Annotated in this window: 13 protein-coding genes; 4 read left to right on the top strand and 9 right to left on the bottom strand. The window is 70.8% G+C overall.

The window, feature by feature from the left end; translation table 11 throughout:
* Window positions 1-72: 72 nt before the first annotated feature.
* Window positions 73-240: a hypothetical protein gene (locus QLQ12_RS02120; protein ID WP_282756792.1), complete on the bottom strand. Its 168-nt coding sequence runs from the start codon at window positions 238-240 to the stop codon at window positions 73-75.
* 14 nt (window positions 241-254) lie between these two features.
* Window positions 255-1355 carry a steroid 3-ketoacyl-CoA thiolase gene (locus QLQ12_RS02115; protein WP_282756791.1) on the bottom strand — a complete coding sequence of 367 codons (1101 nt, stop codon included), beginning with the start codon at window positions 1353-1355 and terminating at the stop codon, window positions 255-257.
* Between the two features lie 95 nt (window positions 1356-1450).
* On the opposite strand from QLQ12_RS02115, the gene QLQ12_RS02110 reads away from it, so the two are divergent.
* Together QLQ12_RS02110 and QLQ12_RS02105 are read left to right on the top strand one after the other, a co-directional pair.
* Window positions 1451-2674 (top strand): cytochrome P450, encoded by a 1224-nt coding sequence (locus QLQ12_RS02110; RefSeq protein ID WP_282756790.1) that lies wholly within the window; start codon window positions 1451-1453, stop codon window positions 2672-2674.
* Between the two features lie 388 nt (window positions 2675-3062).
* Window positions 3063-3749, top strand: coding sequence for a hypothetical protein (locus QLQ12_RS02105; protein WP_282756789.1), 687 nt, complete (start codon window positions 3063-3065; stop codon window positions 3747-3749).
* Here QLQ12_RS02105 and QLQ12_RS02100 read toward each other — a convergent pair.
* Window positions 3678-4256 carry an HD domain-containing protein gene (locus QLQ12_RS02100; RefSeq protein ID WP_282756787.1) on the bottom strand — a complete coding sequence of 193 codons (579 nt, stop codon included), beginning with the start codon at window positions 4254-4256 and terminating at the stop codon, window positions 3678-3680. The genes QLQ12_RS02105 and QLQ12_RS02100 overlap by 72 nt on opposite strands.
* A 93-nt stretch (window positions 4257-4349) precedes the next feature.
* Here QLQ12_RS02100 and QLQ12_RS02095 point away from each other — a divergent pair, with 93 nt between their 5' ends.
* On the top strand, window positions 4350-5846 hold the full coding sequence (locus QLQ12_RS02095) for a GGDEF domain-containing protein (protein ID WP_282756785.1): 1497 nt from the start codon (window positions 4350-4352) through the stop codon (window positions 5844-5846).
* 25 nt (window positions 5847-5871) lie between these two features.
* Here the strand turns inward: QLQ12_RS02095 and QLQ12_RS02090 are convergent, their stop codons facing one another.
* Window positions 5872-6753 carry an NAD(P)-dependent oxidoreductase gene (locus tag QLQ12_RS02090; protein WP_282756784.1) on the bottom strand — a complete coding sequence of 294 codons (882 nt, stop codon included), beginning with the start codon at window positions 6751-6753 and terminating at the stop codon, window positions 5872-5874.
* A gap of 84 nt (window positions 6754-6837) precedes the next feature.
* Here QLQ12_RS02090 and QLQ12_RS02085 point away from each other — a divergent pair, with 84 nt between their 5' ends.
* Window positions 6838-7188, top strand: a complete 351-nt coding sequence (locus QLQ12_RS02085) for a winged helix-turn-helix transcriptional regulator (RefSeq protein ID WP_282756782.1) — start codon at window positions 6838-6840, stop codon at window positions 7186-7188.
* 170 nt (window positions 7189-7358) lie between these two features.
* Here the strand turns inward: QLQ12_RS02085 and QLQ12_RS02080 are convergent, their stop codons facing one another.
* From QLQ12_RS02080 to QLQ12_RS02060, 5 genes are all read right to left on the bottom strand, one after another.
* Entirely contained in the window at window positions 7359-9143 is a 1785-nt protein-coding gene (locus tag QLQ12_RS02080) for a cellulose-binding protein (RefSeq protein ID WP_282756780.1), read from the bottom strand.
* Between the two features lie 199 nt (window positions 9144-9342).
* Window positions 9343-10944 carry a GMC family oxidoreductase N-terminal domain-containing protein gene (locus tag QLQ12_RS02075; protein ID WP_456049078.1) on the bottom strand — a complete coding sequence of 534 codons (1602 nt, stop codon included), beginning with the start codon at window positions 10942-10944 and terminating at the stop codon, window positions 9343-9345.
* The gene (locus QLQ12_RS02070; protein ID WP_282756778.1) at window positions 10920-12071 is read right to left on the bottom strand and encodes a thiolase domain-containing protein; all 1152 of its coding nucleotides are present in this window, start codon (window positions 12069-12071) and stop codon (window positions 10920-10922) included. The genes QLQ12_RS02075 and QLQ12_RS02070 overlap by 25 nt, the downstream gene beginning before the upstream one ends.
* Window positions 12071-13057 (bottom strand): lipid-transfer protein, encoded by a 987-nt coding sequence (locus QLQ12_RS02065; protein WP_282756776.1) that lies wholly within the window; start codon window positions 13055-13057, stop codon window positions 12071-12073. Before QLQ12_RS02065 ends, QLQ12_RS02070 begins: the two co-directional genes overlap by 1 nt.
* Window positions 13054-14043: an OB-fold nucleic acid binding domain-containing protein gene (locus QLQ12_RS02060; protein ID WP_282756774.1), complete on the bottom strand. Its 990-nt coding sequence runs from the start codon at window positions 14041-14043 to the stop codon at window positions 13054-13056. The genes QLQ12_RS02065 and QLQ12_RS02060 overlap by 4 nt, the downstream gene beginning before the upstream one ends.
* Between the last annotated feature and the right edge of the window lie 71 nt (window positions 14044-14114).

Here is a 14114-nt window from a genome sequence, read left to right as displayed (position 1 = left end):
GCCGAGCGACGAGGGCGCAGCCCAGGACGCCGGTGGGGCATCGCCGCCACCGGCGCCCTGGGGGCCTGCGGCCTATCGGCTGCCGTAGAAGTCCGGCGGGATCAGCGGGTCGTTGTTGGCGGCGTTCTGCGCGATCTCGGTGGCGCTGGGATTGAGCGCCGCCATCATCGTCGTGACGCCGATAGCGGCGAGCACAGCCGCCACCACCGCGCTGAGCAGCAGAAACTTGAACGGAACCATGGCTGGCGCCTCCTCTACAGTCGTTCGATGATCGTCGCGGTCGACATCGCTCCGCCGGCGCACATGGTGACCAGCGCCGTCGTGCCGTCGGACCGCTCCAGTTCGTGCAGTGCGGTGGTGAGCAGGCGGGCGCCGGTGCTGCCGACCGGATGGCCGAGAGCGATCGCCCCGCCGTTGACGTTGACCCGGTCCGGATCGGCGCGGTGCACGGCCATCCAGGAGAGGACCACGCTGGCGAACGCCTCGTTGACCTCGCACCGGTCCAGGTCGTCGATCTTCATGCCGGCCCGGGCCAGGACCCGGTCGGTGGCCGCGATCGGCCCGTCCAGGTGGTAGTACGGCTCGGCGCCGACGAGGCACTGCGCCACGATCCGCGCCCGCGGGCGCAGCCCCAGCTCGCGCGCCCGGCCGGCGTCCATCAGCAGCAGCGCCGCCGCCCCGTCGGAGATCTGTGACGAGGTGCCCGCCGTGTGCCGCCCGTCCGGCAGCACCGTCTTCAACGCGGACAGCCCTTCGAAGGTGGTCTCCCGCAGGCCCTGGTCACGGGTCGCGTCGAGCACCGGGACGACCTCGCGGTCGAACCGGCCCTCGGCCCAGGCCCGCGCCGCGAAGGCCTGCGAGCGCACCCCGAACCGGTCCAGGTCCTCCCGGCTCAAACCGCGGCGCTCGGCGATCCGTTCGGCCGCCACGTACTGGTTCGGCAGGTCGAGGGTCCAGGAGGCGGGCCGGGGGAGTCCGGCGGCGCCGAGGTTGGCGCGCAGCGGCACCCGGCTCATCGACTCGACCCCGCAGGCCACGCCCACGGTGATCGCGTCGGTGGCGATCAGCCCGGCGATCAGGTGTGCGGCCTGCTGCGCCGAACCGCACTGCGCGTCGATCGTGGTGCACCCGGTGGTATGCGGCAGGCCGGCGTGCAACCACGCGGTCCGGGTGATGTTGTTGGATTGCTCGCCGCCCTGGGTCACGCAGCCGCCGATCGCCTGCTCGACGTCGTGGCCCGAAGCCACCCGGCGCAGTGCCACACCCAGCAGTTCGGCCGCGTGCAGCCCGGACAGCCACCCGCCGCGCTTGCCGATCGGGGTGCGGACCGCATCGACGATCACCGGTGCGCCCAAGACGACCTCCAAGTAGAACCTGTTCTCGATTGAACCTACCAAATGTCGATGATCACGTGTTTGAATCGGTAGAACTTGTTGCTGGAGGAGGAGCCGTGGCCGAGCCGCGTACCCGCATCGACCCCACCGATCCGGACATCTACGTGGGCGGCATCCCGCACGCCGAGTTCGCCGAGATGCGGCGCGACGAGCCGGTCTGCTGGATCCCGCAGGAGCGGGGCAGCGCCGGCTTCGACGACGAGGGCTACTGGGCCGTCACCCGGCACGCCGACGTGATGACCGTGTCCCGCAACAGCGACGTCTACTCCAGCCGGGAGAACACCGCGATCGTCCGGTTCCAGTCCGACATGACCCGCGACGACATCGAGATGCAGCAGGCCATCATGCTCAACATGGACCCGCCGCAGCACACCAAACAGCGCGCCATCGTCTCCCGTGGCTTCACGCCGCGCGCGATCAACAGTCTCCGCGGCGCTCTCCAGAGCCGCGCCGAGCGCATCGTCACCGCGGCTGCCGCCGGCGATGCGGGCGACTTCGTCACCGAGGTCGCCTGCGAACTGCCGCTGCAGGCCATCGCCGAGTTGCTCGGCGTCCCGCAGGACGACCGCCGCAACGTCTTCGAATGGTCCAACGCGATGATCGGCTACGACGACCCCGAGTTCAACGGCGCCGACCCGATGGAATCGGCGACGGGCCTGCTCGGCTACGCCATGCAGATGGCCGACGAACGCCAGACCTGCCCGCGCGACGACATCGTCACCACCCTGGTCAACGCCGAGATCGACGGCTCACACCTGTCGGTCGACGAGTTCGGCTTCTTCGTCCTGATGCTCGCCGTCGCCGGCAACGAGACCACCCGCAACGCCATCTCCCACGGCATGCTCGGCATGCTCACGCAGCCCGACCGGTGGGAGGCGTACAAGGCCACCCGGCCCCGCACCGCCGTCGACGAATTCGTCCGCTGGGGCAGCCCGGTCAACGCCTTCCAGCGCACCACCCTGCACGACACCGTCCTGAACGGACAGCCGATCCGAAAAGGCCAGCGGGTCGCCATGTTCTACGGCTCCGCCAACTACGACGAAGAGGTCTTCACCGACCCGCACACCTTCGACATCAACCGCAGCCCCAACCCGCACCTCGGCTTCGGCGGCAGCGGCGCCCACTTCTGCCTCGGTGCGAACCTCGCCCGCCTCGAGATCGATCTGATCTTCAACGCCATCGCCGACCACATGCCCGGCATCACCCTCGCGGGCCCGGCCGAACGCCTCCGCTCCGGCTGGATCAACGGCATCAAGCACCTCCCGGTCCGCTACCGCTGACCTTGGACGCTCACCCGCCCGCCAACCGCACCGCACGCTTCTTGCGGTCGTGCCGGGCAGGGCGAGCACGGTGCATGATCGCTGCCGATCCGGGCCGAAGCGGCTGGCGCGCCCGGGCGCGGTCCGCCCGTCGCCTGTCGACGGCTGGCCAGATCTCGAGCGCGAGCTGCATGACGTCGAGAATGCAGACAACAACAAGTGGGTGAGTCTGGTGATGAGCCACAGTTCGCGGTTGTCCGGTCCTGGTCGGCTCGGCCGTAGGGCAGGTGTTCTTCCGGGGCGCTGTGGCGGGCGTTAGCTACGGCTGGCGGCGAGGGGCGGGGACCGCGAACAGGCAGGTCTGCCGGTTTCCACTGGTCAACGGCATCGCCTCGCCTACCGTGAGGTGATGTGGACCATTCTCCGGGCGGCGCTGACGTGCACCCTCATGGTGACGTTCGGGCTGAGCGCACCGGCCGCGGCCGCGCCCGGCGAACCGCCGTCTGCGGACCGGATGCGGAAGGCGTTGCTGACGGTCGACGACCTTCCTGACGGCATGACGGCGGGTGAGACCGGGACGGGACGCGGCGACAACGACTTCTCCGCCTGGAACCGGTGCAAGGGCCCACAGCCTCCGGCGGGTAACGACGTCGAGTACGTCCATGCCGCCTTCTCCGCCGGCGGGCCGGAGGCCGCATCGGTGCAGACGATGATCGGCGCCACCGGCTCCGAGACCGGCCGTGCGGTGGTGGCGTCGCGTGCCGACGAGCTCCAGCGGTGCCCGGCGGGGATGACGCGCTGGCCGCTGCCGCGGCTCGGCGACGCCTCGGTCACCGTCGTGCTGGGGAGCGCCTCGGCCAAGGATCTGTTCGGCAGCGGCGAGGACCGGACCAAGGGTGTCCGTGCGGCCGTGATCGCCCAGGGAGACGTGCTGGCCTACATCGTCGGCAGTGAACTCGGCGAGGCCGAGTTCACCAGGATCCTCCAGGCGGGAGCGCGGAGACTGGCGCGCCACTTCCCCGCGTCAGGTGATCGGATGGCCGTATTCGGCGGCGAGCGGAGCGAGGCTGGGCTCGCCGAACCGGTCCACCAGTGAGGAGAATCGTTTCACCTTGTCCGGGCCGAAACGGCTGACCCGGTCCGCGAACGTGGCGGCGGTGAGGAACCTCGGTGGGGTGCTCTTGCTGTGGAACTTGTCCGCGTACATCACCAGCTCCTCCTCGCCGGTCTCGGCGAGGTAGTCGCACGGTGGCAGCGGAAGCCGCTGCCGCAGCACGTCGTCACGGGTGATGCCGACCCCGGTGTGATGCGCGCAGAACCGGCGCAGCGTCTCCGGCAGGCCGGTCTCGTCCAGCAGTTCATATCCGAGCAGGCCGTGCCGCACATAGTGCTCGTCCGGGTCCAGCCGGTACACGCCGATGTCGTGCAGCAGGCACCCGGCGCGGACCAGTGCCGCGTCCAGGCCGTGGCCGTCGGCGGCGAGCAGTTGGTCGGCGATCCGGCAGACGATCTCGCAGTGCGTCCACACCAGCTCGAAGGCTTCCGGCGAGGGCGCGAAGCGCTCGTGAAGGGCCCGGATCTCAAGATCGGTGGGTATCCGCACCGGCCGACCCTACAAGGAGGGACCGGTGTGACCTCCCTCAGCCGCCACTCAAGTGCGCCTGTGCCATGCCGATAGGGTCCGCGGAGGACGTGAATGAGCTATCGCATCTGGCCCCGGTTGGTCGCCATCCTGGTCGCCGGCCTGGTGCTGCAAACGGCGCTGCCGGAGATTCCGCACCGCGCCGGCCTGGTCGTGGGAAGCGTCCCGGTCGCCGTGGCGGGCTGCTTCGCGGTGGCGGGTTTCGTGCGGCTCGCTCGCCGGGCCCGGGGCCGCCTGTGCGCCGGCTGGGCCGTCGGCGGCCTGTCCGCCGGCCTCCTCGCCGCGTCATACGCGCTCTACACCGCCGACGCGATCCTGGGCCGTGCCCCGTCGACGCCGAACCTGCCCGATCTGCTGTCGCTGGGCGCGGCCGCCGTCGCGATCGTCGCGCTGCTGCTGGTGTCCCCTCCGATGTCCGGCGTGATGGCACGACTGACCGTCGTTCTGGACGTGGCCACCGTCGGCGGCGCGTTACTGCTCCTGGCCTGGCAGCTCGTCCTCTCCGAGGTGGTGGCCGCCCTCGCTCCGGCGACACGCCTGATGTTCCTGACGACCGCCGCCCTGGAGATCGGTGGCGCGGCGGTGGCTCTGGTCCTCATGTCACGCACCGCGCCCACCGCCAACGGTTACGCGCTGCGCCTGCTCTCCGGCGGGCTCGGCACGTTCGCGGTGACGGCCATCATCGCGGTCTACAACCGGGCCGAGGGACTGCCCTGGCACGCCACCGGCGCCGGGGCGGGCTATCTCGTCGCGGCGCTGCTCATCGCGCTGTCCAGCCGGACGGCGCTGCCGGTGGCCGACAGCACGGGCCGGAAGGTGTTCTCCGGTGTCTGGCCGCTGCTGCCCTATGTTCCGGCGGTCCTCGCCGTGGTCGAGGTGATCCGGGTCTACGTACGCACCGGCACCCTCCCTCCGCTGGTGATGTGGCTGCTGCTCGCGGCCATCACGATGGCCATGCTGCGTCAGCTCCTGATGCTGGTCACCATTCGCCGGCTGATGACCGGCCTGCACCACCAGGCCCACCACGACGCCCTGACCGGACTGCCGAATCGGGTGGCGTTCCACACCGTGGCGGAGGCCGAGCTGGCCTCCGCGCCGGACGGCCGGTGCACGGCCGTCCTTCTCCTGGACCTCGACGGTTTCAAGCTCGTCAACGACACCCTCGGGCATGCCGCCGGTGACGCTCTGCTGGTCACGGTCGCCGGCCGGTTCGGCGCCGCGCTGCGGCCGGGCGACACCGCCGCCCGGCTCGGCGGGGACGAGTTCGTGGTGCTGCTGCCGGACCTCGCCGCCCCCGAGCAGGCCGACGAGATCGCCCGGCGCCTGCTGGACGGCATCGGCATGCCCATGACGCTCGCCGACCGCGAGCACCGGGTACGGGCCAGTATCGGCGTCGCGGTGTGCCACGGCGGCGGTCATGACCTCGACCGGCTGCTCCAGCGCGCGGACTCGGCGCTGTACCGGGCGAAGAACGCCGGTAAGGGCACCTTCCGCCGGTACGGCGCCGAGGCGGCCGGTGAGCCGGGCACCGTGACGGTCACCGCGGCGTAGGCGCCATGCCGGGTGGCCCCCATCGTCAGCGGCGGCTCAGCAGTTCCGCGACGCGGATGAAACCGTCGGCGCCGTGGCCCTCGCCGATGACCCGGTCGGCCAGGCCCGCGGCGGCGCGCATGACACCGGCGTCGATGCCGTGCGCCTTGGACGCCTCGACGATGTGGGCCATCGACGAGGCCGCCGAGGTGATCGGGTTGTCGTGGCCGGAGAAGTCGCCGCTGTCCACGTTCGCGGCGGAGTCGGCGAAGATCGGCGGCAGGATCGCCGCGATGCCGGCGGCGAAGGGCGCGAGTTCCCCGGCGGTGATCCCTTCCGCCTCGGCCAGCGCCAGCGCGTGCGCGTAACCCGTCATCGCGGTCCAGAAGACGTCCAGCAGCGCGAGGTCGTACGCCGCCGCCCGCCCGATGTCCGTGCCGAGGTGGGTGTGCGTGCCACCGAGGAGTTCCAGCACCGGCCGGTGCCGCTGGTAGAGGTCGTCCGGTCCGCTGTGCAGGAAGACGGCGGCGGGCGTCCCGACGGTGGCGGCCGGCGTCATGATCGCCCCGTCCAGGTAGCCGATGCCGTGCCGGCCCGCCCACCCGGCGGTGTCCCGGGCCCGTGCCGGGGTGTCGGCGGTGAGGTTGACCAGGGTGCGCCCCCGGAGCGCGGCGGTGACGGGTTCCCGGCGCAGGACGCTGTCCGCCGCGTCGTAGTTGACCACGCACACCACGGTCAGGTCCGCGCCGGCGACGGCCTCGTCCGCCGACCGGGCCACGGTCGCGCCGCGTTCGGTGAGGTCCCCCTCCCGGCCGGGGGTCCGGTTCCAGACGGTGACCCGTGCTCCGGCGTTCAGGAACGCGCCGGCGAGGGCACGCCCCATCGGACCCAGGCCCAGAACGGTGACAGACTTTTCGTTGGACGGCATGTAGGACTCTCCAAGAGCGTGATGATCGAGCCGGGACATGAGGCATCGATCCTCAGGCGTGAGGGATCGAGCGAGAGGGATGAGATGACGCGCGTCCGTGCGCTGGACACGAACGTCTGCGGGGTGACCGCGGCGATCGCCGTGATCGACGGCAAGTGGAAGACGACTCTGCTCTGGCTGCTGGAGTCCGGGCCACGCCGTCCGGGCGATCTGCGGCGGCAGGTGCCGGGCCTGAGCGAGAAGGTACTGACCCAGGCACTGCGCGAGATGGAGTCCGACGGCCTGGTGCACCGCGAGGTGCATCCCGGTGTGCCGCTGCGAACCGACTATTCCCTGACCGCCTTCGGTCAGGACCTGGCCGACGCTCTGGAGCCGTTGTCCGACTGGGGGCATCGCCGTCTGGAGAGACTCACCGGAAATCCACCGCTTTCGTGACGAGCCGGCCGTTCCGGCTTCCGCTGTCCAGCTTCGTACCGGCCCGCCGCGCTGCCAAGTACCCACAAAATGGTGGCCGTGACGCGCGGATGTCGTGATCGGCCCGGGCACGGAAGCGGCCGCCCGCCCGCCGTGACGGCAGGCGGGCGGCTGGCCCCCCCCGACAATGCTCAGAGCGTGACGGCACGCCCGCCGAGGGTCAGAGCCAGGCGGCCGTCGGCGGCGAACGACCAGCCGAGGGCGCCGCTGTAGGAGGCGCAGCGGGAGCCGTTCGAGCCGGACCAGAACTGGTTGGTGGCGTCCGTGTTGCCGATGATCCGGTCGTTGGTGCCGCTGCCACCGCGGCAGGACGTGTTGGAGCGGAACACCGACGTACCGGCGTCGAAGTTGAAGTTGCGCTCGGTGTTGTCGATGCTGAGGTTGCTGGAGATCGTCATCGAGCCCGGGTTGTTGTTGTAGGTGAACCCGTGCTTGCCGTTGCGGTAGGCGACGGTCCGCTTGACGACGTGGTTGACGCCGATGTTCTCGCCGCCGAGCTTGAAGCCGTTGCGGTCGCCGTTGCCGGCCTGCGAGCCGTCGCTGAGCGTGCCGTTGTTGTAGGCGAGCGAGTCCTCGATGGTGACGACGCCGATCGGGCCGGTGTCGGTCTTGGTGTAGAGATCCCAGCCGTCGTCGATGTTGTGATGCGCGACCGCGTACCGGAAGACGTTGCCCGGGCCGACCGTCAGTTTGGCGGCGAAGCCGTCGGCGTCCTCACCGTCGGAGTCGGCGTTGTCATGCGACTCGGCGCTGAGGATCAGGTTGTTGGCCGGCCACTGCGAGCTCGGGGTGGTGGAGAGGATCCGGGACAGCTGCAGGCCGGTGTCGCGGTTGTGGCGGGTGATCGTCCGCTCCAGGATGTTGTTGCTGCCTCCGACGAAGATGCCGTTGTCGCCGGCCCGTTCGACGGTGACGCCGTAGATCTTCCAGTAGTTCCCGTTGACGGCGAGGCCCCGGTTCGCCGGGTCCTCGGCCTGCGCGGAGAAGTTCAGCACCGGCTTCTCGCCGTTGTAGGCGGCGATCGTCTTGAGCGCCCCGGACGAGCCGTTGTTGCCGGGCGGGATGGTGACCGTCGACGCGTACGCGTAGGTCCCGCCCCGCAGATAGATCGTCCCGCCCGCGGTGATCCGGCCGATCGCCGAGGTCAGCGTGGTCGGCGCCGCGATGGTGCCGGCCGCGCCGTCGGTGCCGCCCGGGGCCACGTAAAGGGCGTTGGAGGACGGCGGGACGCTGGTGGAGGGCGAGGGGCTGACCGAGATCGAGGGCGACGGCGACGTGGGTGTGGAAACCCCGTCATCCACCACGATGTCGTCGAAACGGCCGGCCGCGTATTCGGTGAGCAGCCCGATCCGCCCGGCGGCGACGGTGCTGTCGGTGGCCGATCCCACGCTCGTGCCGTTGACCGAGCCGCTGATCGTGCTGCCGCTGACGGTGAGTTTGAGCGTGTAGAACGTATTCGGCGAGATGGTCTGGCTCAGACCGCCGAGGACCGTGACGGCGCTGCCGTTCATCGTCTCCAACTGGACCCGGTTGCCGCCGGTCAGCGACAGCCGGTACATCTTCGTCGCCCCGGCGGCCCGGGCGGTCAGCGCGACCACCCCGGAGGTGGAGCGGAACGCGGTCGCCTTGACTCTCGCCTGCACCGAGTAGTTCGTCCACGACGTGTCGCCGGCGAACTGCCGGGCCCGGACGTTCGCGGTGTCGGACTGCTGGAGAACCTGGGTGCCATCGCTGACAACGGACCAGGTGCCGCCTGATTTCGACCATCCGCCGGCGCCGGATTCGAAGTTCGCGCTGAAGAGCGTGGCTGCCTCAGCCGTGCCGATGGAGAGGAGGAGGCCGGCCGCCACCAGGCCGGAAAGACCTGCCGCGCCGAGGGATCGGCGCAGCGTGCGGCCCCGGAGTGTGCGGGACATGGGGGATTACTCCTTGTCGCGAATGGATCCGCCGGACACGATGCGCCGACCGCGGTTCACATTTGCGAACCGCGGCACAAAGCAACGTTGGGGATGGTCCGGCGGATCGCCAGGGGGGAACGGATTCCGAGTTGGAATCTGCCACCGCCCAGATATGCACGTCAACGGAATCCATTTGCAGGTTTGTTGCAGAAATGAGTCAGGCGTGCGCGGCGAGGAAGAGGTCCAGACAGCGCTCGGCGTTCGCGGTGATCGTCAGGGCCGGGTTGGCCAGGCACGTCGAGCCGGGCAGCAACGCGCCGTCCACACAGTACAGATTCGGGTACCCGGCGACTCTGCCCCCGAAATCGGTGGCCTTGCCCATCACCAGGCCGCCGAGCGGGTGGTACGTGTTGCGCGACCCCAGTCCCATCCCGGTGTTCCGGTCGTAGGACGGCAGTCCGGTCAGCAGCGACCCCTTCGAGCCCTCGGTCTGCCACCACAGCCGGGTCGCCAGGTCCCGCCCGGCCTTGTCCGACGACGTGGCCATCTCCCCGTACGGCCAGTGCACCTTGCCGGTCCCGGTGGCCGCGTCGTACCGGATCTCCCCGCGTTCCGGCGCCAGGCTGGTGATCAGGTGCGCGGTGCTCGACGGCAGCCAGGAGGGGATCGGGGCGGACTCCCAGGCCATCGCGGCGCGGGCATACGGGTTCGAGTCGTCGTAGAACTTCACGTTGCCCGGCCCGCCCTGCGCGCTTCCGACGGTCTTGCGCAGGTTGAGCCGCGCCACCAGGAAGTCCCCGTTGTTGCCCCAGCCCTTGCCCACCTCGCTGCCGGTGAGCCGGGGCAGCCGCCCGCGGGCCCGGGAGGTGAGCAGCAGTGACGTGCTTCCCAGCGAACCGGCGGCCAGGAACACGAACTCGGCCGCGAACACCGGTGTGGACAGCACGCCGCCGCGATCGTCGATCTGCCGGCACGCCACCTCGAACCGATCGGCGCCGGACACCTCACGGATCTCGGTCACCTCGTGCAGCGGGAGCACCCGGGCGTTGCCGGTGGCGGTGGCCCACGCCAGGTAGGTCTTGTCGACGCTGTTCTTGGCGCCCGAGTTGCTGCCGAACGGTCCCTCGCCGATGGTGTGGCAGGCCGGCGCCCGGCCCGCCAGCTCGTCCCGGATGACGTTCCAGTCCACCCCGAACGGGACGGGCACCGGGGTGCGGCCGAACTCGGCGATGTAGGCGAGCCAGGCGCGGGCTCCGGCGTACGACGCGTGATTCTGAATGTCGGAGGGGATGACCGAGGCGCCGATGTTCTGCCGGGCGCGCGGCCAGTAGGTGTTCTCGAAGACGCTGTACGGCAGCTCGGCGGGATAGAGGGTCTCCCAGTCCTGCCGCCGCGGCTGCGGCATGAACATGCCGATCACCAGCGACCCGCCGCCCACCCCGGCCCCGCACATCACCTGGATGCCGTCGCCCACGTGCTTCTGGATCAGCCCGGCGCCGCGCGTGATCGTCTTGCTGACGTCCAGTCCGAGGGGCGGGCGGTCGGCGAACCACGCGCACCGCCAGTCCGGATCGCCGATCGTGCAGAAGGTGTCGCCGGAGCCGTCCACGGTCCAGCGCCGGCCCCGTTCGAGAACCGTCACCACCATGCCGGCCTGCGCGAGCCGGTACGCCGCGACCGCACCACCGAACCCGCTGCCGATGACGATCGCGGTCCGGCCCTGGAGCGCGGGGACCCTCTCGAAGGCGACCGCGCCCACGGAGAGTGCACCGGCCTGAAGCAGAGTTCGACGTCTCACGGGTTTCTCCCCACCACCCACATCGAAAAGAACTGAGATCCGCCCCCGTAGGCGTGGCCGAGCGCCGTCGCGGCGCCCGTCACCTGGTGTTCACCGGCCCGGCCCATCACCTGCATCGCCGCTTCGGCGAAGCGCAGCAGCCCGGACGCGCCGATCGGGTTCGAGCAGAGCACCCCACCGGACGGATTGACGGGCAGGCAGCCGTCCCGGGAAGTCTCGCCGGACTCGACGAACTTCCAGCCCTGCCCTGGTCTGACGAATCCGACATTTTCCAGCCACATCGGCTCGAACCACGAGAAGGGCACGTAGAGCTCGGCGACGTCGACCTCGTTCAGCGGATCCTTGATCCCGGCCGCCGCCCAGAGAGCGGCGGCCGCCTCGGCCCCCGCCCGCGGATTGACGTGATCCTTGCCGGAGTAGAACGTCGGCTCGGTCCGCATGGCCGTCGCCCTGATCCACGCCACCTGGCGATCGCTGGACGAGGCCGCCGCCTCGTCCCCGATCACGACGGCACAGGCGCCGTCCGACGAGGGGCACGTCTCGTCGAACCGGATCGGGTCCCACAGCATCCGCGACTCCTGCACCGACTCCAGCGTGATCTCGGGTTGCCGCAGGTGCGCGTAGGGATTGAGGGCGCCGTTGCGCCGGTCCTTCACCGCGACCATCGCCCCGATGTGCGAGGGTGCGCCGGAACGGCGGATGTACGACCGGATGTGCGGCGCGAAGTACCCGCCCGCGCCCGCGGTGATCGGCGCGCTGAACGGCGGCTGGATCGACAGGGCCCACATGGCGTTCGACTCCGACTGCTTCTCGAACGCCACCGCCAGCACCCGCCGGTGCACTCCGGCTCGCACCAGGCTGGTCGCCACGATCGCCGTGGCCCCGCCCACCGAACCGGCGGTGTGCACCCGCAGCAGCGGCTTCCCGGCGGCGCCGATCGACGCCGCCAGGAACAGTTCCGGCATCATCACGCCCTCGAACAGGTCCGGGGCCTTCCCCAGCACCACCGCGTCGATCTGTGACCAGTCCGTTCCGGCGTCGGCCAGCGCCCGGTCGATCGCCTCCCGGCACAGCCCGGTCATCGACACATCGGTCCGCCGGGTCCCGTGTCGCGTCTGCCCGGTCCCGAGCACTGCCGCCCGCCGCATCACGCCTCCAGCACGACTACGAGGTTCTGCTGCAACGCCGGGCCGCTCGTCGCATGAGCGGCGGCGGTCGCGGCGCGTCCCGACATGACCTCCCCGGCCGCCGCGCCGATCCGCGACAGGCCGGCCGAGAACATGGCATGGGCCGGGAAGGGGCATCGCCGCGTCGACCGCGGCAACCCCAGCGCCCGCAGAAGCAGCAGCTCCTGATGGGTGAACGGGGCGTGCAACGCCACCACGTCGACGTCCGCGCCCAGGCCCGCGGCGCGTGCGGCGCCGGTCGCCGACGGCACGGCGGTCAGGTCCCGCTCGCCGAGCCCCTGCGGATCGACGCGATGCGCGATCCCCGAGATCCAGGCGGCGCGCCTTCCGCGCACCCGGTCGGCCGCGGCCAGGACCACGGCCGACGCCCCGTCCGCGACTCTCGCGGCGTCGTGCTCGCGCAACGGCATGGAGGTGTACGGGCGATCGAGCAACGCCTCCACGCAAGAGGCCTCCTCCCGCTGCGCCGCCACCAGGGCCATGTCCCGCTCGCTGAACATCCCGGCGTCCAGTGCGAGCCGGGCCTGCAACGCCGCCACCCCGGTCGCGTCCGGCCACAGCGGCGCCACCGTGTACGGGTCCAGTTGCAGCGCCAGCACCCGGTCCAGTTCGCCGGCCGTGCCCTTGCCGAACCCGTACACCAGGGCGGTCTCCGCCTCCCCGGCCAGGATCTTGACGTACGCCTCGTACAGCGCCCAGGCCGCGTCCATCTCCACGTGCGACTCGCAGATCGGTGGCACCGCCCCGATCGCGTCGACCGCGCTGACGAACGAGAACGCCCGCCCGGCCAGATAGTCCGACGACCCGGAGCACCAGAAGTCGATCTCGCGCCGCCCCAGACCGGCCTGCCCGAGCGCCTGCTCGAAGACCGGGACGAGCGTCTCCACCCCGCTGGTCGTGACCGATCGATCCGACCGCGCGAACCCGATGACCGCGACCTCGTTCATAGGTGTTCGGCAAACGACTCGTAGGGCGCGTCCGGCTCGCCGCTCGGCTCGAAGTGGTCGATGTTCTCCGGGGTCGTCGCCCACGCGGACCGGTCCCGCCAGACGGCCGCCACCCGCAGCCCCATCCGTACCGCCTCGGCCGGAACGCCGAGGATCAGATGCGGCACCGGGATGTCCGCGCCGTCCAGCAGCACCTGCGCGACGACGTACGGCGGTGTCAGCCGCTGCCCCGCGAACGGCACGTTGACCACGCAGAACGTGGTGACCGTGCCACGGTCGGCGACCGGCACGACCTCGTCCGGCGCGATCCCGCAGGCCGGGCAGACCCGTGGTGGCACGTAGACCTTCCGGCAGGCCGGGCAGCGCTGCCCGATGATCCGCCCGTCGGCGAGTGCCCGCAGGTATCCGTCCTCCTCGGCCGACGTGGTGTGCCGGTAGTGCAGCCGGATCGGCGTAGTCATGATCGTGACGGGTTCCCTCGCCGTCTGCGCCTGCGGTCCGTCCCTCGCCGTTTGTGCCGGCTGTCCGTCCCTCGCATCCTGCGCCGGCGGGCCGTCTCCGGGCTCGAAGCACTCGATGTCGTTGATGTGGCCGGTCCGGTCCACGGCCCACCGGATCCGCACCCGCATCCCGGTGCGCATGACCTCCGCCGACCCGGCGTCGACCGCGTGCAGCAGCGCGGTGTCCGCCCCGTCGAGCCGGATCAGCGCCCACCCGAACGGCCGGTCCAGCGGCTGTCCTTCGCGAGGATGATCGGTCCAGGTCCAGGTCACCACGGTCCCGGTGGGGGAGACCTCGACGAGGTCGGTCACCGGCGTGAGCGTCACCGGGTCGTACTCCAGCGGCGGCACGTGCACCCGACCGTCCGAGGTCCGCCCGCCCAGCACCCGCCGCTCGCGCAGCCCCGCCATGAACCGGCCCAGCACCGGCCCGAGCGAGCGCGTGTAGTCGAACGCGATGGTGAGCGGCGCTGAGAGCGTATCCACGAGACTGAGTGAAACACGTTGCAACTTTGCCGGGCAAGAACGCGGTGGCAACGGCTTTTTTATCGATGGAA

Origin of the sequence: Actinoplanes sandaracinus (assembly GCF_030009775.1) — a bacterium.
Classification (GTDB): domain Bacteria; phylum Actinomycetota; class Actinomycetes; order Mycobacteriales; family Micromonosporaceae; genus Actinoplanes; species Actinoplanes sandaracinus.
The sequence above is the reverse complement of the archived record's forward strand: the minus strand, read 5'-3'. Positions and strand labels throughout refer to the sequence as shown.